The organism is Rhodococcus sp. P4_C10 (genome assembly GCF_056402135.1).
The window spans coordinates 92702-115594 of record NZ_JBFUHZ010000014.1 but is presented as its reverse complement, the minus strand read 5'-3'; the positions used below and the strand labels follow the sequence as shown (position 1 = coordinate 115594).

The following is a 22893-nucleotide window of genomic DNA, read 5'->3' as shown; positions in this document are numbered from 1 at the left end:
TGGGTTGACGGGTCTGTGGACCCGTCAACCGCGCACGAGCAGCGGAGCTGCCTAGACTTTGCGGCGATGACCAGTGACCGCCCCGGCCTCGACCAGCGCCGCCTGCAGCGACGGATGCGGCTGCTCGAGGTCGGGGTGGATCTGCTCGGCGCCGGTGACGGTCCGGCCGTGAGCGTTCGCGCCGCCTGCCGGGCGGCCGGCGTCACCGAGCGCTACTTCTACGAGAGCTTCGCCGACCGCGACACCTACATCCGAGAGGTGTACGCGGAGGTCGGCGAGCAGGCCCGTGCCGCCCTGGTGACCGCGGTTTCCGGCGCCGAGACCCCGTCGGAGACCGCCGAACTCGCGGTGCGCGCGTTCGTGGCCCTCGTCCTCGACCACCCCGAAGCCGGCCGAGTTCTGCTGCTGGCGCCGCTGCGGGACCCCGCGCTGGGCGGCCGCGGCCTGGAGTTGGCCCCGAGTTTCGTTGTGCTGGTACAGGATCAGCTGCGCGGCGTTGCCGATCCCGACGAACGCGCCCTGCGGGCGCTCGGTCTCGTCGGCGCCCTGACGAGCCTTTTCATCGGCTACCTCGACGGCACCGTCACCGTGCCCCGGGAGCGGCTGATCCGGCACTGCCTCGATTTGCTCGACCGAGCGGCCCGCCCGTGACCGACGTCGGTTCGCCTGTTCCTGGCGCCCATACCTAGAACTGCTAGGGTTCATGGCTAGCAGATCTAGGTATGGAGGTGCTGTGCACATCGACAAGGATTTGGTGGCAGCCTCGGCGACGCTGCTCGTGCTGGGCATCCTGGTGGACGGCGAGTCGTACGGGTACGCCATCCTCAAGCGGGTCCACGACCTGTCCAAGGGACAGATCCAGTGGACGGACGGGATGCTGTACCCATTGCTGCATCGCCTGGAGCGGTCCGGGTACGTCTCGGCGTCGTGGGGAACCTCCGACGCCGGGCGCCGGCGCAAGCACTACGCGATCACCGAGGCGGGCCGCGGCGTGCTCGCCGAGCGGCGCGGCCAGTGGGACGTCGTCGCGGACGCGCTGAACCAGGTGTGGCGCAGTGCGCAGTTGCCACCGACCGGCGTCGCGCAGGGGTGGTCGTGATGGCCGACGCCGCACTGGAGTCCCAGATCGGCCAGTGGCGCGGCTACGTCGAGCGGCACCGCGTGATCTCGTCCGCGGACGTCGACGAGATGGAAGACCATCTGCGCGACCGGATCTCGGACCTCGCCGCCGCCGGACTGGCCGACGACGAGGCCTTCCTGGTCGCGGTCAAACGGATGGGCAGTGTGGACGCCATCTCCCGTGAGTTCGCCCGGGAGCATTCCGAACGGCTCTGGAAGCAGTTGGTGCTCGTCCAGGCGGAGACCGGCGCGAGCACGCACCCGCCCCGTCGTGAACTGTTCGTCGTTCTCACACTCGCCCTCTGCGCGGGTGCCACCCTCGAGCTGGCGCGGTGGGCGGAACTGGACGACAACGTCTTCGCGCGCAACGTCAGCGTGTTCATCCTGCCCTTCCTCGCGGGCTACTTCGCGTGGAAGCGCCGGGTGACGGCCCGGGTTGCGGCCGCGCTCGCGGTGCCGTTCGCGGGGGCCGCGCTGGTGCTGAACCTCTTTCCGTTCGATCCGGAGGGATCGACCGAGATCGTCGCCGCGATCCACGTACCGGTCGTGCTGTGGTTCGCCGTCGGACTGGCGTACGTCGGCGGTGACTGGCGCTCCGACCGCAGACGGATGGACTTCATCCGGTTCACCGGCGAATGGGTCGTGTACCTGACCCTCCTCGCGCTCGGCGGCGGCGTCCTCATCGGGCTGACGGTCGGCGCTTTCACCTCGCTCGGCACCGACATGGAGTGGGTGATCGAGGACTGGGTGCTGCCGTTCGGCGCGGCCGGCGCCGTCATCGTCGCCGCGTGGCTCGTCGAGGCGAAGCAGAGCGTGGTGGAGAACATCGCGCCCGTCCTGACCCGCGTGTTCACGCCGATCACGATCGTGATGCTGCTCGTCCTGCTCGCCGCGTTCGCGGTGGACGGCAACGTCGGTGACGTCGACCGGAACCTGCTGATCCTGATGGATCTGATCCTCGTGGTCGTGCTGGGACTGGTGCTGTACGCGACGTCGGCGCGAGACCCGCTGGCGCCGCCGGACCTGTTCGACCGACTCCAGCTGGTGCTCGTCGTCAGTGCGCTGGCGGTCGACCTGATGATGTTGGCGGCGATGCTGACCCGGATCGCGGAGTTCGGTTTCACGCCGAACAAGGTGGTCGCACTCGGACTGAACCTCGTCCTGCTCGTGAATCTCGTGTGGTCGGCCCGCCTGTTGCTCGGATTCGTCCGCGGCCGAAGCGGATTCGAGGCGACCGAACGCTGGCAGACCCGCTACCTGCCCGTCTTCGGGGCATGGGCGGCACTGGTCGTCCTGCTGGTGCCACCGCTCTTCGACTTCGTGTGAGCGCGGGTCAGGTCCGGGCGGGCTGACAGCGGGCGCACCAGAAGATCTGCCGCTCCGGCGCCGAGTCGTCGCCGAGGGGTCCCGACTCGACCAGGGTGCCGCAGCGCAGGCACGGCCTGCCGGCACGGCCGTACACCCACGTGGTGCGGCCGCGGCGACGGTCGCCGGTGGTGACGCGAACGGTGCGGTCCCGGTTCGCCACCAGCAGTCGGTGCGCGAGCTCGGTCCAATCGAGGAGTTCGCCGGCGGCGGCCACCGGGGTCGCGGGATGCACGCCGCGCAGGAAGCACAGTTCGTTGCGGTAGACGTTGCCGACACCGGCCATCGCCCGTTGGTCGAGCAGCGCCAGGCCGATCGGGCGGCCCGGGTCCGTCGCCAGGTTCGCCGCGGCGCGGCCGGCGTCTCAGTCGGGGCCGAGCAGGTCCGGACCGAGGTGCCCGATCACGCCGGCCTCGTCGGCCCGAGGGACGACCTCGACGATCCCGAGCTGGAATCCGACCGCCAGAGAATCGTCGGTGCCCAGCAGGACCCGGGCCTGCCAGCCGGGCCGTCGCCACCGCGTGCCGGCCGGGTAGACGTGCCAGGCGCCCTCCATCTTCAGGTGGGTGTGCACCGTGGCGTCGCCGATCCGGATCAACAGGTGCTTGCCGCGGCTGAGCACCTCCTCGACCGGTCCCGGCGTCAGGTCCACCGTCGCGTACCGCGGCACCCGGAAGTCGCTGACCGTCAGCGCCTTCCCGGCCAGCGCGGTGCGCAGCCGCGCCGCGGCCTGCCAGACGGTGTCACCTTCGGGCACGGTCAGCCCCGCGCGTAGGAGGTCCGTTTGCGCAGCCCGCGCGGGGTGGCGGAGAACCCGGCCTCGACCAGGGCGGGGGAGAGCCCGCTGGTGTGCACCGACTCGCCGTCCACCTTCTCGATGACGATCTTCTCGACGCCGCCCCCGTCCACCAGGTCGGCCAGCGCGATCGCGGCGGTGTGCAGGTCGCCGGGGTCGGCGGTGAAGGTGAGCATCGTCTTTCCGCCCCGCTCGACGTACAGCGCGAGCTCGCCGCCGACCAACACGACCAGGGCGCCCGCCTTGCGTCCTGGCCGGTGCCCGCCGTCGACGGTGGGCCAGGGCAGCGCCGCGCCGAACGGGTTCGCCGGGTCGGTCGACGCCAGCGCCACCGCGGTGCGCGCCGGCTCGGCGACCGTGCCGTCGCCGTATCCGCGCAGCCGGTCCACCACCTCGGAGGTCGAGAACTGGGCGGCGCCGAGGGTGTTCACGAAGTAGCCGCGGCGGCACCGGCCACTGTCCTCGAACCCGCGCAGCACCTTGTACATCAGGGCGAAGCCGCCGGGCACGGACTCGGCCACGACCGAACCCCGGGTGAGCACCCCGTACCGCTCGAGCAGCAGGTCGGCGCGGGCGTGGGCCCGGACGGTCGGGTCGGCCTCGAGCTCCGGCAGGATCGACCAGCGTCCGGCCACCGTCGGGGGTCCGGTCCGGGTGGGCAGCGTGGGTCGCGCGAGCGCGCGGTAGGGGCGGGCCCGTGGGGTTCGGCGCGGCGCCCGGTGGCTGGGGGTGGACCGGGTGGTGCCCGACATCAGCGCGCGCAGCGGGGCGAACGAGTCGCCGCTCACGTGTCCCGACCACACCAGTTCCCACAGCGTGGCCACGAGGGACTCGTCGTCCGTGGACCCGACCTGACCGGCGAGGTTTCGGAAGAAGAAGGCGCCGCCCGAGCCGAGCACCTCGAGAATCGCGCGGGCCTGCTCGGACAGCTGGGTGGAGTCCGCCGGTGTCAGTGTCAGCGGCGCCGCGTCGGCGGGATGCAGGCACACCCAGCCGTCGCTGCCGGAGATCTGCCCCGCGCCCGACCACAGCACCTCGCCGGTGGTGGTGAGCTCGTCGAGCATCGCCGGCTGGTAGTCGCGCACCCGCGACCGCAGCACCGTCGACTCCCAGGCCGAGGCCGGGATCGGTACGCCCGCAAGCTGTTCGATCACCGCCGCGACGCCGTCGATGCCGCGCAGGCCGCCGCCCACGTGCTGCCAGTCGGGCAGGAAGCGGCCCAGCGCCGCCGGTTCGACCGGCTCGACGTCCCGCCGCGCGGCGGCCAGCGAGCGGCGCCGCAGCCGGCGCAGCACCTCGGCGTCACACCACTCGCTGCCCGACTCCGCGGGCCGGAACTCGCCCTCGACGACGCGCCTGTCGACGGCGAGGCGGCGCAGCACGTCCCGCACGACGGAGGTGCCGAGCCCGAACCGGGCGGCGGCGTCGGCGAGCGCGAAGGGGCCGTGGCTGCGCGCGTACCGGCCGACCAGGTCGCCGAGCGGGTCCAGGGCCGGCTCGATGAACGCGGCGGGCGTCCCGATCGGCAGCGGCACCCCGAGGGCGTCGCGCATCCGGCTGGCGTCCTCGATCGCCACCCACCACCGGCGGCCCGCGAAGGCGACCCGCATGACGCGTTTGCGGGCTTCCAGTTCGGCCAGCCACTCCCGCGGCTCGGCGACGGCCCGCGCCGCGATCTCCTCCGTGGTCAGGGGCCCGAGCAGGCGCAGCAGGTCGGCCACGCCCTCCGCGTCCCGCGCCTTGCGGTCGGGGACCAGGCGCTGCAGTTCGCGTTCGGTGAGGTCGATGACGTCCGCGTCGAGCAGTTCGCGCAGCTCCACCCGGCCGAGCAGTTCGGCGAGCAGGGTCGAGTCCAGCGACAGTGCGGCCGCGCGGCGTTCGGCGAGCGGGCTGTCGCCCTCGTACATGAACGCGCCGACGTAGTCGAAGAGCAGCGCGCCGGCGAACGGGGAGGGCGAGGCGGTCTCCACCTCGACCAGCCGGATCTGCTTGCGGCCGACGGCGTCGAAGAGCCGGGTCAGCGAGGGCAGGTCGTACACGTCCTGCAGGCATTCGCGCACCGTCTCGAGCAGGATCGGGAAGGTCGGGAACTTGCGGGCCACGTCGAGCAGCTGCGCGGACCGCTGTCGCTGCTGCCACAGCGGCGCCCGCTTGCCGGGGTTGCGACGCGGCAGCAACAGGGCACGGGCCGCGCACTCGCGGAACCGGGACGCGAACAGGGCGGAGTGGCCGACCTGTTCGGTGACGATGTCCTCGATCTCGTCGCGGTCGAAGACGAACAGGTCCACGCCCGGCGGCGCGTCCTCGGTGTCCGGCAGCCGGACGATGATGCCGTCGTCGGATGCCGTTGGCGTGGAGTCGATCCCGTAGCGATCCTGCAGTCGGGCGCCGACCGCCAGTGCCCACGGTGCGTGCACCGGCAGCCCGTACGGCGAGTGCAGCACCAGTCGCCAGTCGCCGAGCTCGTCACGGAACCGCTCCAGCACCAGGGTCCGGTCCGTGGGCACCTGGCCGGTCGCGGTCCGTTGCTCCTCGACGAGCGCCAGCAGATTGGTGGTGGCGTTGGTGTCCAGGCCCTGGCCGGCGAGGCGGGCGCGCAGGTCGGCGGCTTCGCCGAGCGACATCTCGCGCAGGAACTCGCCGAGCGCGGCACCGAGTTCGGCGGGCCGGCCGAGGCCGTCGCCGTGCCAGAACGGAAGCCGGCCGGGCAGTCCGTACGCGGGGCTGACCAGGACCCGGTCGTGGGTGATCTCCTCGATCCGCCAGCTGGTGGCGCCGAGCGCGAAGACGTCGCCGACGCGGGACTCGTAGACCATCTCCTCGTCGAGTTCGCCGACCCTGGACTGGGCAGGAGCGGAGCCTGCGGAGCGACCAGTGTCACTGCCGCCGACCATGTAGACGGTGAACAGGCCGCGGTCCGGGATGGCGCCGCCCGAGGTGACGGCGAGGCGCTGCGAGCCGGGCCGACCGGTGAGCACGTCGGCGTCGCGGTCCCACACCAGCCGCGGGCGCAGCTCGGCGAACTCGTCGGAGGGGTACCGACCCGCGAGCAGGTCGAGGGTGGCGTCGAAGGCCGAGCGCGGCAGGGCGGCGAAACTCCCGGTGCGCCGGACCGCGTCGAACCAGACCCCCGCGTCGAGCGGGTCGAGCGCGCAGGCGGCGACGGTGTGCTGGGCGAGGATGTCGAGCGGGTTGGCCGGCACCGCGAGCGACTCGATCCTGCCCGCGGTCATCCGCTCGACGGTGACCGCGCAGTGGATCAGGTCGGTGCGGTGTTTGGGGAAGAGCACCCCGCGGGAGATCTCGCCGACCTGGTGCCCGGCCCGGCCGACCCGCTGCAGTCCGCTGGCCACCGAGGGCGGTGCCTCGACCTGTACGACCAGGTCGACCGCGCCCATGTCGATGCCGAGTTCGAGGCTGCTGGTCGCGACCACGCAGCGCAGTCGCCCCGACTTGAGGTCGTCCTCGATGATCGCCCGCTGGTCCTTGCTCACCGAGCCGTGGTGGGCGCGGGCCAGCAGCGGGTCCGCGCCGTGGTTCACCTCGGTGGGGGCGCCGATCTGCGCCGCGGGCGGGTGGACGGTGTCGACGGGGGAGCCGAGCCGCTCGGCGTAGACCTCGTTGAGCCGGGCGGTGAGCCGTTCGGCGAGCCGGCGCGAGTTCGCGAACACGATCGACGAGGAGTGCTCCAGGACCAGGTCGACGATCTGTTCCTCCACATGCGGCCAGATCGAGCCCTGTTGCGGTGCAGGAGAGTTCGACTCGTCGGATGCTGCCGTGACCCCGAGCTCCGTCATGTCCTCGACCGGTACCCGCACCGTCAGGTCGAAGGTCTTCGGTGCGGGCGGGCACACGATGTGTACCGGCGACGCGCCGGCCAGGAACCGCGCGACCTCCTCGTGCGGCCGGACGGTGGCGGAGAGCCCGATTCGCTGGGCGGGCCGCTCGAGCAGCATGTCGAGCCGTTCGAGCGAGAGAGCGAGATGCGCACCGCGTTTGGTCGCCGCGACGGCGTGCACCTCGTCGACGATCACGGTCCGCACGGTGGCGAGCGATTCGCGGGCCGCCGAGGTGAGCATCAGGAACAGCGACTCGGGCGTGGTGATGAGGATGTCGGGCGGCGTGCGGACCAGGGCGCGGCGGTCCGCGGGCGTGGTGTCGCCGGAGCGGACGCCGACGGTGATCTCCGGCGGCGCCAGCCCGAGCCTCTTCGCGGTCTGGGTGATCCCGACCAGCGGTGCGCGTAGGTTGCGCTCGACGTCCACCGCGAGGGCCTTGAGCGGCGAGATGTACAGGACCGTGGTGCCCGGTGGACGCTTCTCGTCGTGCGGACGGGTGGCGAGCTGGTCGAGCGCCCACAGGAAGGCGGAGAGGGTCTTTCCGGATCCGGTCGGGGCCACGACCAGCGCATGCGAGCCGTCCGCGATCGCGTCCCAGGCGCCCAGTTGGGCGGCGGTGGGCGCGGGGAAGGCGCCGGCGAACCACTCCCGGGTGGGGGCGGAGAACCTGCCGAGCACCGTGTCCATGGTGTCCATAGTGCCTCGGCTCACCGACACGGGCGGATGAGCGCACACCACGGGCAATTGAGTGCACACTGAGCATGGCGTACTGCATCCGAGTCCGGAGAGGTGAACCGTCGTGTCCGATCAGTTGAGCCACAAACAGCATGTCGCGGCCGGCACGTCGATCGGGGCCGCGGTCCTCTTCGTCACCGTCGGTATCCTCCAGGTTCTTCAGGGGATCGCCGCGGTTGCCGGCGACGAGGTCTTCGCCGTCGGTGCCGACTACACCTACGAGTTCGACCTGACCGTGTGGGGCTGGATCCACATCGTGCTCGGTGTGCTGATCGCGCTGGTGGGTGTCGCACTGGTCAGCGGCGGGATATGGGCGCGGACGCTGGCCGTCGTCATCGCGGCACTGTCGATTGTCGTCAACTTCCTGTGGCTGCCCTACCACCCGGTGTGGGCCAGCGTGATCATCGCGATCGATGCCGTCGTCATCTGGGCGATATGGACGTGGATTCCGAGCTCCGGCTGGGAGTAGCCGTAGCCGTAGCGGTAGGCGGAGGTTGTCATGGAGCTGAAGGTCCTGGATTCGCCCGGCGGTCCGTCCGCCGCCGGAGTCGACGACGGTGCGCCGCCCGAGTCCGGTGAGCACCGGAAGCTGCTCTACGCCACCCTTCCCGGTTGCTGGGGTGCACTCGTCTTCGCCTGTCTGTCGTTCACCCCGTCGCTGCTTCCGCGTGGGGGCGTGCTCCAGGGAGTGGTCTGTGGAATCACCGCCGCGATCGGGTACGGGCTGGGAGTGTTCGCGGCCTTCGTGTGGCGGGCGTTCGCCGACCGGTCTCCGCGGCGCCCGGGGCGCCGGCCCTGGCTGGTCTTCCTCGTCAGTGCGGTGGTGTTGTTCGCCGTCTCGTTCGGCGTAGGGCAGTACTGGCAGCACCAGATCCGCGCGTTGATGGGAGTCGCCGAGTACAACATCCCGCTCGTGGTCCTCGCGCCCGTCGTCGCGGCGGTGGTGTTCTGTCTCCTCCTGGCGGTCGGACGCGGCATCCGCGGCCTGTACCGCGCGAGCGCCAGGCTGCTCCACCGGTGGATCGGGCGGCGGGCGGCGGGGGTGGTCGGCTGGTTTCTCATCGCGGGGCTGGTCTACGCGGTGGTCTCGGGAGTACTGCTCGGCGGCCTCGTCGGCGTCGCCAACGAGGCCTTCTCGTTGCGCGACACGATGACTCCGGAGGGTGCGGCGCAGCCGGCCACCGGCCTGCGGTCGGGCGGACCCGGATCGGTGGTGCCGTGGGATTCGCTGGGATGGCAGGGGCGCAGCTTCATCGGCGACGGCCCGTCCACCGACCAGATCGGTCAGTTCGTCGACCACCCGGCCCTGGAACCGATTCGCACCTACGCCGGTCTGGCGTCGTCGGCGGACTCCGAGTCCCGGGCGGCGTTGGCGGTCGAGGACCTCAGCCGGGCCGGAGGTTTCCAGCGCGGCAACCTGCTCGTGGTCACCACGACCGGGAGCGGCTGGGTGGACCCGGCCCTGGTGGACAGCTTCGAGTACCTCACCGGCGGCGACGCGGCGACCGTGGCGATCCAGTACTCGTACCTGCCGTCGTGGATTTCCTACCTGGTCGACCAGTCGAAGGCCCGGGAAGCCGGGCGCGACCTGTTCGACGCGGTCTACGACGTGTGGTCGAAGCTGCCGCCGGACAACCGTCCCCAGCTGTTCGTCGCCGGGGAGAGCCTGGGCTCGTTCGGCGGCGAGACCGCCTTCAGCGGTGAGTACGACCTGCGCAACCGCACCTCGGGAACGTTGTTCGCCGGCCCTCCCAACTTCAACACGCTGTTCCGTGAGTTCAGCGACCGGCGGGAGCCGGGGAGCCCGGAAGTCGAGCCGGTCTACAAGAACGGGCGGACGGTGCGGTTCAGCAACGACCCCGAGGCCGGAATTCCTCCCACGGGGAGCCCGTGGGACGGCACCCGGGTGCTGTACCTGATGCATCCGTCCGACCCGATCGTCTGGTGGAGCCCGAACCTGATCCTGAGCGAGCCGGACTGGATCGGTCAGCCGCCCGGGCGGGACGTGCTCGAGGACATGGTCTGGATACCGTTCGTGACGTTCTGGCAGATCACCGCAGACCTGCCGTTCTCCACCGGCGTTCCGGGCGGTCACGGGCACAAGTACACCGCCGAGTACGTCGACGGATGGAATGCGGTCCTGCAACCCGCGGGTCTCACCGGCGAGCAGCTCGCCACCCTCCGGACCGTCATCGGCGGCGGCGGGTAGCGGCTCCCCGTGAAGCCGTTGGACCGCAGGACAAGTGAGCTTTCCCAAGTTCCTGCGGGGACAGGCGGCGGGCGGTTAAGGTCCAGCGCCCCCATCCCTCCCACACCAGGAGCAGCACCATGGCTTCCCGGACCTGCCGAGCGGCCGTGCTGACCCTGGCGCTGTGTGCCGGTGCGCCGGCCGTACCCGGCCCCGCCTTCGCGGCCGCACCCGGTCCCGCCTTCGCGGCCGCACCCGGTCCCGCCTCGGCGGCCGAGCCCGCACCGCTCGTCTTCGTCAATCCGGGATTCGAGCAGGACATGACCGGCTGGACGTTCACCGGCGGCGCCGGCAACGGAACCAATCTGAAACACAGCGGGGCCAAGAACGCCTATCTGGACCAGGGCACCGGCTTCAGGATCGGCCAGATCGTGACGGTCCCCGCCGACGGCATGTTCGACCTGTCGGCCTGGATCGCCACGGGGGCGCCAGAGGGCACCTTCTCCGCGACGGTCAACGGGGTGGCGGCCGCGTCGGTGACCTTTGCCTCTCAGCCGATCTTCTCTCGCTACACCCTCTCCCGGCTGCCGCTTCGCGCCGGCGACAGGGTCGAGATTGCCTTCGACTCGTCGCCGAACGGCTGGGTCAACATCGACGACGTCACCGTGGCCCCGTCCGCCCCGAACGATCCGCGGATCGACTCGTCCGACCCCACGCTCACCGAGATGTTCAACTGGGCCAAGGCGAAGGCCAACAGTTGGGTTCAGCAACCGGGCCAGATCGGCGCGATCAACGCCGACGAGAACAACAGCTTCGGGACCTCCGCCGCGCCCTACGCGAACACCTACTGGGCCGGCTACCCGTTCCGGTCGGGCTTCTACTCCCGCGACTTCGTCCACCAGTTGGCCGGCGCCCACCTGCTCGGTCTGGACGCCGCCAACAAGACCATGTTGAAGGCCTTCGCCGCCTCGGCCACCTCCGCGAACAAGTACGACCCGGTCTGGTCGATCAACTTCGACGCCAAGACATACCTGAGCGCCGACTACCGCGACTCCGGTTCCTACGTGCGGGAGCTGCCCGCCCCCTTCGAGCTGGCCCAAAAACTCTATGAGGCCTACCGCCAGACCGGCGACACCGACTACCTGACCGAACCGACGCTGAGCGACTACGCCGAGAACACCGTCACCAAGTTCGTCGAGCAGCACCCCGGCCCGCTCGGCCACGGCGACGTGAAGATCGCCCAGGCGACGAGCAGCGACATCTTCGCCGGTACCGCCAGCTACAACGAGGGCGGCTGGGACAGCTTCGCCGAGGCCGGGGACTCGATCGGTTCGCAGTACCAGGCCTACCTGGCGGCGGCCGGACTGGCTTCCGCCAGGGGTGACACCGCTCGCGCCGAGACGTTCACCGACGCCGCGCGGGCGTTGAAGGACCACTACAACACCACGTGGAGCATCGACCCCGCCAAACCCGGCGAGGTGGTGCGGGCCTATCGGACCAACGGCGGACCGATCACGGGCTGGGGCAAGGAGAACAGCTGGTTCATGCCGCTCAAGGGCATCATGGATCCGGGTCAGCGCCGCGACGACTACCTCTCCTTCATCGACTCCCAGGCCTCGGGCAGCGGTGCGCCCGCCAACGTCGAGGCCGAGACGTACCTGCCGGACACCTTTTTCGCCAACAATGCCGACGACGCCGCCTGGAAATGGATGCAGAACGTCTACCGCAAGATCGGCAATGTCCACGCCACCGGCAAGCTCGTGAACGGCGACTACCCCGAAGTCGCCTTCACGCTGGTCAGCCAGACCGTCAACGGTCTGCTCGGCGTCCAGCCGGACGCCCCGAACAGTGCCGTGACCACCACCTCGCACCTCCCGGCCGGCATCGACTGGCTGGAGATCGCCTCGGTCCCCCTGGGCAAGTCGACCTTCACCCTCCGCCACGACGGCCTGACGAAATCGGTCCTCACCAACACCGGGGCCGACCGCCTGACGTGGATCGCGCAGTTCCCCGGCGCGCACGCCACGCTCACGGTGAACGGCGCAACCCAGCCGGCCGAGACCAAGGTGATCGACGGCAGCACCGTCAGCTACGCCGAAGTGGCGGTTGCCCCCGGCGCGGCGGCCACCGTCGAGGTGGCCGGCTGAAGGGTGCCGAGCAACGCCGCACGCATCTGCGGCCTCGACGCCGCCACGAGTGTGAAGGTCGCCTCGCGCATCAACCGTTCCGCGGTGGACCCGCTCACCGCCGCGGAACTGCCCGTCGCGGTCACCAGCGCGGCGGCGGCCCGGATCGCGAGCTCCGACGCCTGGGCCCGCGCCGCGAAGAGGTCGAAACGGCCACCGAGCGCGGCATCGAGGTTCGCCCGCACGGCCGCCGCCTCCGACGCGAACCCGGCGGTGTCGACGCCGCGCTCGCCGAGCTCGGTGAGGCAGCGCCGGGCGACGCCCATCGCCATGCACGCGTTGAGCCAGGACCCGAATCCCTGACCCGCCGCGAACTCGCCGGGGGTGACCACCCTGCTCACCCGCTCGTCCGGCACCTCGAAACCGTCGAATCGCATCCGGACGGTGTTGCTGCCGCGGGCGGCGATCAGCGGTAGCTCCTCCACCGACACGCCCTGGCCGCCGGTCGCGTCGACGACGGCATGCACGATCGAATCGTCGAACTCGTCGCGGGCGCTCAGCTGCAAGATGTCCATGATGCCCCAGCCGGTCACGAACGGCGCGACGCCGTCGAGCACGTACCCACCGTCGACGCGGCGCGCGTACAGCAGCGGTGGCTGCGGGATGGCGCCGGCGAAGGCGACGCCCGCCCGGACCGATCCGTCCATCACACCGTCCCAGTACCGTTCGCGCAGATCATGATTCGGACTCGATGCCAGTCCGGCGACCACGCCGTGGTGCTGCATCCAGGTGAAGCCGGTGGCGAGGCAGCCGCCGCACAGTGTCTCCACCACCTCGACGAGGTCGTCGATCCCGAGACCCGGTCCGCCGACGTCGGGTGGCGCCGCCATCGCGTAGAAGCCCGCGTCGGCCAGTGCCTCGAAGTGGCTCACGGGAATCTCGCCGTCGGCGTCGACGCTGTCCGCGGCCGGGAACAGCACGTCGTCGGCGATGTCCTGCGCGAGCTTCTGCCAGTTCGTCACGCTGTCAGGGTAGAGGCGAGGCGCACCGAAGGGCGGTAGGCGACGGCCTCAGGTCGGCGAGTCGATTCCCGTGCGAGTGGGTGCCTCCGCGGCTAACTTCTAACTATGACTTCGAGTGACACACATCTTCGCCGTGGCCTCGTCATCGGCTGCGGCGGAACCCTCGGCGCGGCCTGGACCGTCGCGGCGCTGGTGGCGGTACGCGACGAGCTCGGCTGGGACCCCCGCGAGGCCGATGTACTCGTCGGCACCTCAGCGGGTGCGGAACTGGTCACCATGCTCGGCAGCGGGGTGGGCGTGGACGAGATTCTGGCCATGCAGCTGGGGGAGCAGCCGACCCATCCGGCGCTGCGCGATCACCTCGCGGACGCGCCCGGCCGGGTGCCGCCGCTGCCTCGACTCGCGCTGGGCTCGCCGAAGCTGATTCGTGCGGGCATGCGTCGCGAGGTGGCGCCGGTGACGGCGCTGAGCGGGCTGCTGCCGCCCGGCGGGGGTGACGCGTCCTGGTTGCACCGGCTCGCGGTGGGGCTGAACCCCGACCGTGCCTGGGTCCCGCACCCCGCGACCTGGCTGGTCGCGATGGACTACGACACCGGCGCCCGCGTCGCGTTCGGCTCGCCCGGCGCGCCGGAAGCGACACTGTCGCAGGCGCTTCGCGCGTCCTGGGCGATCCCGGGATGGATGCCGCCGGTTCGGATCGGGGGCAGGCGCTACGTCGACGGCGGCGCGGCCTCGACCGCGTCCGCGGACCTGGTTGTCCCGCTCGAACTCGACGAACTGGTGGTGCTGGCGCCGATGGCTTCCACCGGCCCCGTGCGCGCCCGCGGCGCCGCCCGCGCGGAACGACTGGTCCTACGCAGCTGGATGAGCGCCGGCCTGGACGCGGAGATCGCCGCCGCCACGGCGGCGGGCACCCGGGTCGTCCGGCTCGACGCCACCGCCGAGGACCTCGCCGTGATGGGCCCGAACTTCATGGACGACCGCAGGCGTCTGGCCACCCTGGAGGCCGCCCTGCGCACGACTCGAAAGGCCTTCGTATGACACAGGAACAGCACTTCGAGGTCCTCGTCGTCGGGGCCGGCATCTCCGGCATCGGCGCCGGGATCACCCTGCGGCGGATGGGGATCACGGACTTCGCGATCCTCGAGAAGGGCGATTCGCTCGGCGGCACCTGGCGCGACAACGACTACCCCGGGTGCGCCTGCGACGTCCCGTCCGGGCTGTACTCGTTCTCGTTCGCGCCGAACCCGGAGTGGACCAGGCTGTTCGCGGGTCAGGACGAGATCCGCCGCTACATCGACCGCACCGCCGCCGAACACGGGGTCGACGCGCACGTGCGCTTCGGCACCGAGCTGATCCGCGCGGACTGGGACGAGTCGGCCCACCGCTGGGTGCTCGAGACCTCGAAGGGCACCCTCACCGCGAACTCCCTGGTCGCGGCCGTCGGTCCCTGGAACGAACCGCTGGTACCTGCGATCCCCGGCCTGGACACCTTCGGCGGCAAGGTATTCCATTCCTCGCGCTGGGATCACGACTACGACCTGAAGGGCAAGCGCGTCGCGGTCGTCGGCACCGGCGCCTCCGCGGTGCAGTTCGTGCCCGCGATCGCACCGAGCGTGGGGGAGCTGCACCTCTACCAGCGCACGGCGCAGTGGGTGCTGCCGAAGCCGGACCATCACGTGCCGCAGGCGGAACGCTGGGTGATGCGCCGGATTCCGGGCGCACACCGCGCCCTCCGCGCGATCGAGTACTCGATCATGGAGGCGCTCGGGCTCGGGTTCCGGCACCCGTGGATCCTGCGGATCGTGCAGCAGATCGGCAAGGCGCAGCTGCGTGCCCAGGTCCGCGACCCCGAGCTGCGGAAGGCCCTCACGCCCGACTACACCCTCGGTTGCAAGCGCCTGCTGCTGTCGAACACCTACCTGCCGGCGCTGACCCGGCCCAACGTCGAGGTGCACGCCAACGCGGTCGCCTCCGTCCGGGGCAACACGGTGGTCGGGGCCGACGGCGCCGAGCGGGAGGTCGACGCGATCATCCTCGGCACCGGCTTCCACATCCTCGACATGCCGATCGGCGGCAAGATCTTCGACGGCGAGGGCCGCAACCTCGACGAGCACTGGAAGGGCAGCCCGCAGGCCTATCTCGGCACCACGATCGCCGGGTTCCCCAATGCCTACGTGCTGCTGGGCCCGGCGCTCGGCACCGGCCACACCTCGGCGTTCATGATCCTCGAGGCGCAGCTGGGCTACCTGGCGAAGGCGATCGCCGCGGCCAGGGACGGCAACTGGACCCGGATGGAGACCCGCCCGGAGGTGCAGGCGGCCTTCAACGCCGAGGTGCAGCAGGCGCTGGCCACCACCGTCTACAACGCCGGTGGATGCCAGAGCTACTTCCTGGACGTCAACGGGCGCAACAGCTTCAACTGGCCGTGGTCCACCGCGCGGATGAAGACCAGGCTCGGCGAGTTCGACGAACGCGCCTACGAGATGGAGACCCGGTGAAGTACCCCGGGATCGACCTGCGCGGAGCCGTCGTCCTGATCAACGGTGCGGGGCGCGGCATTGGTCGCTCCACCGCGCACGCCATGGCCGCGCGCGGCGCCAGGGTCGCGGTGGCCGACCTCGATCGTGCCGCGGCCGACGAGGTGGTGGCCGAGATCGGTTCGGCGGCGCGGGCGTACACGCTGGACGTGCGGACCAGGGCGTCGTGGGACGCCTGCGTGACGGCGGTGACGGCCGACCTCGGGCCCGTCGACGTGCTGGTCGGCAACGCCGGGGTGATGCCGGTCGCGCCGTTCCTGGAGGAGCCGGACGAGATCGGCGAGGCCACGATCGACGTGAACGTGTGGGGGCTGATCCACGGCATGCGCGCGGTGGCCCCGGCGATGGTCACCCGCGGCCGCGGCCACATCGTCAACGTCGCGTCGCTCGCGGGCAAGGTCGCGATCCCCGGGCTGGCGGTGTACAACGCCAGCAAGTTTGCGGCCGTGGGACTCTCGTCGACCGCCCGGCTCGAGTTCGCCGAACACGGGGTCAGTGTGTCCACCGTGCTGCCCAGCGCGGTCCGCACCACCCTGACCTCCGGGCTCCCCCTGGGCAGGGGGCTGCCGACGGTCGACCCCGAGGACATCGCGGCGGCGGTAGTGCGCACGGTGTCGACGCGGCGGGCACAGACCCCGGTGCCCGGTTACCTGGCGGCCCTGGACGTCGCGCTCGCGCTGGCCCCCGAACCGCTGATCAGCCTGGTGCGCCGGGTGATCGGCGGGAACCGGGCGGTGACGTCCGTCGACCCGGCGGGACGGGCGGACTACGAGGAGCGGGTGAAGTCGATCACCCGAACTTCACGCCCTGCGCGAGCGGAAGCTGATCGGAGTAGTTGACGGTGTTGGTGGCGCGCCGCATGTAGGCCTTCCACGCATCGGATCCCGACTCGCGGCCGCCCCCGGTCTCCTTCTCGCCGCCGAACGCGCCGCCGATCTCCGCGCCGGAGGTGCCGATGTTCACGTTGGCGATCCCGCAGTCGGAGCCGTCCGCCGCGAGGAACCGCTCGGCCTCGCGCTGGTCGGTGGTGAAGATCGAGGACGAAAGCCCCTGCGGCACATCGTTGTGCAGCGCGATCGCCTCGTCCAGGGTCTCGTAGGTGAGCACGTACAGGATGGGGGCGAAGGTCTCCTCGCGTACCACCGCGGTCTGCGCGGGCATCCGGACCAGCGCGGGCGCGACGTAGTGACCGCCGCCCGACTCCACCCGTTCGCCGCCGCACACCAGGGTGCCGCCGTCCGCCCGGGCCTTGTCCAGCGCGGCCGTCATGGCCTCCCAGGACCGTTCGCGGATCAGCGGACCGACGAGGGTGTCTGCCTCGAGCGGGTTGCCGACCCGGAGTTGCCGGTAGGCGGAAGCGACCCGCTCGATCGTCTCGTCGGCGACCGAGGAGTGCACGATCAGCCGGCGCAGGCTGGTGCAGCGCTGGCCGGCAGTCCCGGCCGCGGAGAACACGATCCCGCGCACGGCCAGGTCGAGGTCCGCGGACGGCGCGACCACGGCCGCGTTGTTGCCGCCGAGCTCGAGCAGGCATCGACCGAGGCGTTGCGCGACCCGCGGCCCGACCGCCCCGCCCATCCGGACCGACCCGGTCGCGCTGACCACGGCGACCCGCGGGTCGTCGACGAGCTGCTCGCCGACCGGCCCGGCCCCGAGGACCAGGCGGTGGACCCCGGCCGGTGCACCGACGTCCTCGGCGGCCCGGCGCAGCAACGCATCACACGCGATCGCGGTGAGCGGCGTCAGTTCGGAGGGCTTCCAGACCACGGTGTCGCCGCAGACCAGGGCGAGCGCGGTGTTCCAGGACCACACCGCCACGGGGAAGTTGAACGCGGAGATCACCGCGACCACACCGAGGGGGTGCCAGGTCTCCATCAGGCGGTGGCCCGCGCGCTCCGACGGCATCGTGCGGCCGTACAACTGCCGGGACAACCCGACCGCGAACTCGCAGACGTCGATCATCTCCTGCACCTCGCCGAGCGCCTCGGAGGTGATCTTCCCCGCCTCGAGCGTGACGAGGGTCGCGAGGTCCGACTTGTGCTCGGTCAGCAGTTCGCCGAGCCGCCGGACCAGCGCGCCGCGCTGCGGTGCCGGCACCGTCCGCCACCGGAGGAAGGCGTCGTGCGCGTCGGCGACGGCGTCGGTGACCTGCGCCGGTGTGGTTGGAGTCAACCGGCACAGGACGCCGCCGGTGATCGGGGTGCGGGCCGTCAGCGCGCCGTCGGGGTTGGGATGGTCGTCGCGGGCCCCGCACGCGGCCAGCGCCGCCTCGGCCCGGGTCCGCAGGCTGTCGGTGTCGGGAAGGATCATGTCGGTGTCCTTTCGTCGCGAGGGTGCGCCGAGACCAGTGTGCGCTGAGTTAGCCTGCGCGGGTGCCGGAGAAACTGGACGAGACGGACGCCCTGCTGGTTCGTGAGCTGATCGCGGACGGGCGGGCGACCCTGTCGACGCTTGCGGAGAAGGCGGGGCTGTCGGTCTCGGCGGTGCAGTCGCGGGTACGCCGGCTCGAGGCGCGAGGGGTGATCCGCGGCTACACGGCGAAGGTGGACCCGGAGGCCGTCGGGCACGGTCTGTCCGCGTTCGTCGCGATCACCCCCTTCGATCCGTCCGGCCCGGACGACGCTCCCGCACGGCTCGAGCACCTGCCCGAGATCGAGGCGTGCCACTCGGTGGCGGGGGAGGACAGCTACGTGCTCCTGGTGCGCGTGGCGTCCCCGCGGGCGCTCGAGGCGTTGCTGCAGAAGATCCGGGTGACAGCCAACGTGCAGACCCGCAGCACCATCATCTTGCAGACATTTTACGAGCGGTAGCGTCCAGGCAGTCATATTTCCTGTGGGATGGTCAATTTCACGTAAATGCGCCTATCCTGGGCGGATGAGCACCGCGATGTGGTCATCCGAGTCGTCCGCTGGTCTGCCCGCGGACCGGGTGCTCACGGTGCTGCGGGAGAGCCTGCTGGTGGATGGTTTCGACCTGGTTCTCGACCTCGACCGCTCGCACGGACGCCTGCTCGTCGACCTCCGCGACGGCACCGAGTACCTCGACATGTTCGGCTTCTTCGCCTCCTCCGCCCTGGGCGTGAATCACCCGGACCTCGCCGAGGACGAGGGGTTCCGCGCTGAACTGGCCGCCGCCGCAGTGAACAAGCCGAGCAACTCCGACGTCTACACGGTGCCGATGGCGAGGTTCGTGCAGACCTTTGTGCGGGTGCTGGGCGACCCGGCGCTGCCGCACCTGTTCTTCGTCGACGGCGGGGCGCTGGCCGTCGAGAACGCGCTCAAGGTCGCCTTCGACTGGAAGAGCCGGCACAACGAGGCGCGCGGGATCGACCCCGCGCTCGGCACCCGGGTACTGCACCTGACCCACGCCTTCCACGGTCGCACCGGCTACACGATGTCGCTGACCAACACCGACCCCGGCAAGGTGGCGCGGTTCCCCAAGTTCGACTGGCCCCGGATCGATGCCCCCTGCCTCGAACCCGGCCGGGACGTGGCGGCCGCCGAGGCACGCGCACTGTCGCAGGCGCGCCGCGCGTTCGACGAACATCCCCACGACATCGCCTGCTTCCTGGCCGAACCGATCCAGGGCGAGGGCGGCGATCGCCATTTCCGCCCGGAGTTTCTGCAGGCGATGGCGGCGTTGTGCCGGCGCAGCGACGCGCTGTTCGTGCTCGACGAGGTGCAGACCGGTGTCGGCATGACCGGAACGTCCTGGGCGTACCAGCAACTCGGCCTCGACCCCGACGTGGTCGCGTTCGGGAAGAAGACTCAGGTGTGCGGGGTGATGGCCGGCGGGCGGGTGGACGAGGTGCGAGACAACGTGTTCCGGGTCTCCTCCCGCATCAACTCCACCTGGGGCGGCAACCTGACGGACATGGTTCGGGCCCGGCGAATTCTCGAGGTGATCGAGCGGGACCGGTTGATCGACCGGGCGCGACTGCTGGGCTCGCACCTGCTGGGCCGGCTGGACTGGCTGGCCGCCAGGCATGAGTGCGTCACCGACCCGCGCGGTCGCGGACTGATGTGCGCGGTGACGCTGGACTCGCCGGACCGCCGCGACGCGGTGCTCACCGAGCTGCGCGAACGCGAACACGTGCTGATCCTGGGCACGGGGGAGCGGGGGATCAGATTCAGGCCGCCGCTGACCGTCACCGCCGCCGAACTCGACGATGCGGTCGACGCTCTGGACCGGGTGCTGACCTCGTCCGTCGATGCTGACCGGTTGCGGCACTGACTCCTGCCGACTGGCCCACACGCAGTCGTGCGGTGAGCCATCAGCGGGTCGTCGCCCGCATGGTTTGCTACATGGTTGCCGATCGATTTCACCCTCGAATTCATGCCCGCCGGGGGCTGGCCTTGTGCATAATCCAGCAGTTGGCCGGGTTCTGTGTCTAGGGGTGTGACTAGTTGCTTTCGTTTGCTAAAGATTTACGGTTCCGTGGTGTCCGGCGAGACGGGCGGGCTGCGTTGTGACCGTGCGGATGGCGGACCCGTCCGAAGTCGAGGGCTGGGACGACCTGATCGTCGCGAACCCCGACGGCGGTGACGTCTGGCGCAGTCGCGACTACGCGGAGCAGAAGCGATTCAACGGCTACCACCCCGTGCACCTCATGGTCGACGGACTCGCCGTGACAGTTCTCGAGAAGCGGGTTGTGGCGCTCGGGAAGCTCTGGTATCTGCCGGGAGGACCCGGCGTGGTCGGCATCGACGGGGTGATCTCGGTTGTCGACCTGCTCGCCGAGTTCGCCCGCGCCCACGGCGTCTTTGCCGTGAAGATCGAGCCCAAGATCAGGTTCGGCGACATGGAACGCGGCCAGCTCCTCGCTCGGGGCTTCAGGCAGGCTCGTTCCATCGCGGCCAATTCGTCGACCATTGTGCTCGACATCTCGGGCGAGCCGACGGAGGTGATGTCGCGGTTCAGTACCAGGGCCAGGCGCTGGATCAGGCGGGCCGAGCGGGACGGGGTGCACGTCGACCGGGTGCCGGCGACCCCTGCCAACTGCCGCCTCGTGTTCGACCTTCTCTCCGATACCGCGAAGGGCCGGTTCGGGATTCGGAGCTACGAGTACTACGAGGAGTTCTGGGGGCGTTACGAGTCGTCCGGGAACGGCCAGTTGTTTGTCGCCCGCTTCGAGGGTGAGGTGATGGCGGGCGGGTTTGCGATGAAGTTGGGGCGCAACGCGTACTACATGAACGGAGCCTCGGTGCGCAAACGCGAGGACTCCTCCGCGCAGAGCGGACTCGGTGCGCACGGCGTCGGGCATGCTGTTCAGTGGGCGATGATCGAGTGGGCCCGGGAGTCCGGGTGCGTCCGATACGACATGGGTGGGACACCGCCCGCGGCGTTCGCCGACGACAAGGCGCACCCGTTCCACGGGATCGGCCAGTTCAAACAGAGCTTCAGCTACGACATCGTCGACTACCTGGGCGCCTACGACCTGCCGCTGAGCAGGGCCAGGTACGCGCTGTGGCAAAAAGTCCTGGAGCGGGAGGCCCGCCGCTTCACGATGATCGTCCGCAAGGACTACTACTGGTGAGCGTGGATTAGCCTGCTGGGTATGAGCATCACACCCACCACGGGAGCGGCAGTCCCGATCCCCTCCGTGCCCAACCTGCGCGACATCGGCGGCTATCCGACAGCGGACGGGGCCCGAGTTCGGACCGGCGTCGTCTACCGGTCGACCGACCTCGGGCGCGTCGCCGACGGCGACGTCGCCGCGCTGGACGCACTCGGCATCACCACGGTCTACGACCTGCGGACCGAGGCCGAGCGGGAGGTGCTGCCCGACCGGGCCCCGAGCGGTGCGAAGGAGGTGGCGCTGGACGTCTTCGCGGACGCGGACCAGAGCGCGGCCCCGGCGATGATGCAGCACATCCTCACCGACCCGAAGGTGGCGGAGGAGTTGCTCGGCACGGGCGACACCAACGAATTCCTGCTCAAGGTCTACGGGGACTTCGTCACCCTGCCCAGCGCAATCGCGGCCTACCGCACGTTGTTCACGGACCTGGCGAGGGCGCAGAACACGCCGGCGCTGATCCACTGCACCACCGGCAAGGACCGGACGGGCTGGGCGACCGCGTCGCTGCTGCTGTTCCTCGGGGTCAGCAAGGAGGACGCGTTCGCGGACTACCTGCTGACCAACGAGCAGCTGCTGCCGGCCCTCGCGCCGGTCTTCGACAAGTTCCGTGCCGCGGGCGGCAACCCCGATCTGCTGCTGCCGATCCTCGGCGTCCGCAGGGCCTACCTCGAGGCCGCGCTCGAGCAGCTCCACGCCAGCTTCGGGGACGTCGAGGGCTACTTCGCGGACGGCCTGGGAATCTCGGCGGCCGACCGGGATGCGTTGCGCGCCAACCTGCTCACGTAACCGTCAACTCCAGCGCGCCCTCGGCGAACCGGCGGATCACGGTCGTCGCGGTACCCAGCGCATCCTCGTGCCCGGGACGGGCCCAGCCGGCCAGCACGGCCCTGGGTCCGTCCAGGGTCAGGCCCACCTCGGCGAGCAGTTCGCCGGTGTTCGGCTGGCACACCGCCCACGAGTAGTGCTCGTCGGCCGCCCACTGCGCGGTGCGGGTGGCGACGTAGTCCGGGTCGTCGATCCCGCCGTCGGCGAGCGCCGGCCGGTCGTCGACCCGTTCGTCGGCGCGCAGCGCCCGCAGGTACCAGGCGCCGGCGTTCACCTCGATCGGTTCCATCAGTTGCGGTCCTCTCGGTCGTTGCGCCGATCACGACGCCGGCGTTCCTTGCGTTCGCGGTCGGTTCCGAAGAGCAGGGCGCCCGCCGCGGGGACGGCCAGGAACCACAGCCAGCTGCCGGTGACGAAGAACAGGACCAGCGCGGCGATCGGGATGACGGCCATCGCCCGTCCGGACCAGTCCGGCTGGAACCGTCGGGCCGGTTCGGCGGGCGCGGGGGAGCCGGGTCCCGCCGTGGCCGGGAGGTCCGCGAACACCCGATCGATCTGGCCGCGGGTGGTGGCCGCGGCGACCTGACTGCTGCGTTCGTCGAATTCGGTGACCGTCAGCCGACCGTCGCTGAAGTGGCGGCTCAACGCCTCGAGCGCCTGTTCGCGTTCGGCGGTGCCGATGCGGATCTCGGGAACCTCTGCCATGGGAACAGGATAGTGCGCGCACAGCACAGCGCCCCCGGTTGCCTGGGCAACCGGG

General features: G+C 70.7%; 18 protein-coding genes and 1 pseudogene. 13 read left to right on the top strand and 6 right to left on the bottom strand.

The features are described 5' to 3' along the window. Positions 1 to 66 precede the first annotated feature (66 nt). The 3 genes from AC1DWC_RS12110 to AC1DWC_RS12100 all read left to right on the top strand — a co-directional run bounded on the left by AC1DWC_RS12110 (position 67) and on the right by AC1DWC_RS12100 (position 2445). Positions 67 to 651 (top strand): TetR/AcrR family transcriptional regulator, encoded by a 585-nt coding sequence (locus tag AC1DWC_RS12110; protein ID WP_477908427.1) that lies wholly within the window; start codon positions 67 to 69, stop codon positions 649 to 651. A gap of 82 nt (positions 652 to 733) precedes the next feature. Further along, positions 734 to 1099: a PadR family transcriptional regulator gene (locus tag AC1DWC_RS12105; RefSeq protein ID WP_477908333.1), complete on the top strand. Its 366-nt coding sequence runs from the start codon at positions 734 to 736 to the stop codon at positions 1097 to 1099. Continuing rightward, positions 1099 to 2445: a permease prefix domain 1-containing protein gene (locus AC1DWC_RS12100; protein ID WP_477908331.1), complete on the top strand. Its 1347-nt coding sequence runs from the start codon at positions 1099 to 1101 to the stop codon at positions 2443 to 2445. Before AC1DWC_RS12105 ends, AC1DWC_RS12100 begins: the two co-directional genes overlap by 1 nt. A gap of 7 nt (positions 2446 to 2452) precedes the next feature. Here the strand turns inward: AC1DWC_RS12100 and AC1DWC_RS12095 are convergent. Both AC1DWC_RS12095 and AC1DWC_RS12090 read right to left on the bottom strand, forming a co-directional pair. Beyond that, positions 2453 to 3241 (bottom strand): annotated as a pseudogene (locus tag AC1DWC_RS12095) (DNA-formamidopyrimidine glycosylase family protein). Positions 3242 to 3243: 2 nt separating this feature from the next. After that, positions 3244 to 7815 (bottom strand): ATP-dependent helicase, encoded by a 4572-nt coding sequence (locus AC1DWC_RS12090; RefSeq protein WP_477908329.1) that lies wholly within the window; start codon positions 7813 to 7815, stop codon positions 3244 to 3246. 103 nt (positions 7816 to 7918) lie between these two features. Between AC1DWC_RS12090 and AC1DWC_RS12085 the strand changes: the two genes are divergently transcribed. The 3 genes from AC1DWC_RS12085 to AC1DWC_RS12075 all read left to right on the top strand — a co-directional run bounded on the left by AC1DWC_RS12085 (position 7919) and on the right by AC1DWC_RS12075 (position 12189). Beyond that, positions 7919 to 8323, top strand: a complete 405-nt coding sequence (locus AC1DWC_RS12085) for a DUF7144 family membrane protein (protein ID WP_477908327.1) — start codon at positions 7919 to 7921, stop codon at positions 8321 to 8323. A 30-nt stretch (positions 8324 to 8353) separates the two neighbouring features. After that, positions 8354 to 10063 carry an alpha/beta hydrolase gene (locus AC1DWC_RS12080; protein ID WP_477908325.1) on the top strand — a complete coding sequence of 570 codons (1710 nt, stop codon included), beginning with the start codon at positions 8354 to 8356 and terminating at the stop codon, positions 10061 to 10063. Positions 10064 to 10182: 119 nt separating this feature from the next. Beyond that, positions 10183 to 12189 (top strand): carbohydrate-binding protein, encoded by a 2007-nt coding sequence (locus AC1DWC_RS12075; protein ID WP_477908323.1) that lies wholly within the window; start codon positions 10183 to 10185, stop codon positions 12187 to 12189. On the opposite strand, the gene AC1DWC_RS12070 is transcribed toward AC1DWC_RS12075, so the two are convergent. Then, positions 12132 to 13190: an acyl-CoA dehydrogenase family protein gene (locus AC1DWC_RS12070; RefSeq protein WP_477908321.1), complete on the bottom strand. Its 1059-nt coding sequence runs from the start codon at positions 13188 to 13190 to the stop codon at positions 12132 to 12134. The genes AC1DWC_RS12075 and AC1DWC_RS12070 overlap by 58 nt on opposite strands. 105 nt (positions 13191 to 13295) lie before the next feature. Between AC1DWC_RS12070 and AC1DWC_RS12065 the strand changes: the two genes are divergently transcribed. Genes AC1DWC_RS12065 through AC1DWC_RS12055 form a run of 3 tightly spaced genes read left to right on the top strand, consistent with a single transcriptional unit; the run spans position 13296 to position 16569 of the window. Further along, positions 13296 to 14231 (top strand): patatin-like phospholipase family protein, encoded by a 936-nt coding sequence (locus AC1DWC_RS12065; RefSeq protein ID WP_477908319.1) that lies wholly within the window; start codon positions 13296 to 13298, stop codon positions 14229 to 14231. Further along, positions 14228 to 15691, top strand: coding sequence for a flavin-containing monooxygenase (locus AC1DWC_RS12060; protein WP_477908317.1), 1464 nt, complete (start codon positions 14228 to 14230; stop codon positions 15689 to 15691). Before AC1DWC_RS12065 ends, AC1DWC_RS12060 begins: the two co-directional genes overlap by 4 nt. Continuing rightward, positions 15688 to 16569, top strand: coding sequence for an SDR family oxidoreductase (locus AC1DWC_RS12055; RefSeq protein WP_477908315.1), 882 nt, complete (start codon positions 15688 to 15690; stop codon positions 16567 to 16569). The genes AC1DWC_RS12060 and AC1DWC_RS12055 overlap by 4 nt, the downstream gene beginning before the upstream one ends. Here the strand turns inward: AC1DWC_RS12055 and amaB are convergent. Continuing rightward, a complete protein-coding gene (amaB, locus tag AC1DWC_RS12050) occupies positions 16520 to 18040 on the bottom strand; it encodes an L-piperidine-6-carboxylate dehydrogenase (RefSeq protein WP_477908313.1) in 1521 nt (506 codons plus the stop codon). The two genes, AC1DWC_RS12055 and amaB, sit on opposite strands and share 50 nt — an antisense overlap. Positions 18041 to 18102: 62 nt before the next feature. On the opposite strand from amaB, the gene AC1DWC_RS12045 reads away from it, so the two are divergent. The 4 genes from AC1DWC_RS12045 to AC1DWC_RS12030 all read left to right on the top strand — a co-directional run bounded on the left by AC1DWC_RS12045 (position 18103) and on the right by AC1DWC_RS12030 (position 22094). Further along, a complete protein-coding gene (locus tag AC1DWC_RS12045; RefSeq protein ID WP_477908311.1) occupies positions 18103 to 18540 on the top strand; it encodes an Lrp/AsnC family transcriptional regulator in 438 nt (145 codons plus the stop codon). Positions 18541 to 18604: 64 nt separating this feature from the next. Further along, entirely contained in the window at positions 18605 to 19963 is a 1359-nt protein-coding gene (gene lat / locus AC1DWC_RS12040) for an L-lysine 6-transaminase (protein WP_477908309.1), read from the top strand. 247 nt (positions 19964 to 20210) lie between these two features. Continuing rightward, positions 20211 to 21266, top strand: coding sequence for a lipid II:glycine glycyltransferase FemX (locus AC1DWC_RS12035; protein ID WP_477908307.1), 1056 nt, complete (start codon positions 20211 to 20213; stop codon positions 21264 to 21266). Between the two features lie 21 nt (positions 21267 to 21287). Then, a complete protein-coding gene (locus AC1DWC_RS12030; protein WP_477908305.1) occupies positions 21288 to 22094 on the top strand; it encodes a tyrosine-protein phosphatase in 807 nt (268 codons plus the stop codon). Here the strand turns inward: AC1DWC_RS12030 and AC1DWC_RS12025 are convergent. Continuing rightward, positions 22087 to 22422 (bottom strand): hypothetical protein, encoded by a 336-nt coding sequence (locus AC1DWC_RS12025; protein ID WP_072843664.1) that lies wholly within the window; start codon positions 22420 to 22422, stop codon positions 22087 to 22089. The genes AC1DWC_RS12030 and AC1DWC_RS12025 overlap by 8 nt on opposite strands. After that, positions 22422 to 22838 carry a DUF1707 SHOCT-like domain-containing protein gene (locus AC1DWC_RS12020; protein WP_477908303.1) on the bottom strand — a complete coding sequence of 139 codons (417 nt, stop codon included), beginning with the start codon at positions 22836 to 22838 and terminating at the stop codon, positions 22422 to 22424. Before AC1DWC_RS12020 ends, AC1DWC_RS12025 begins: the two co-directional genes overlap by 1 nt. Positions 22839 to 22893 lie beyond the last annotated feature (55 nt).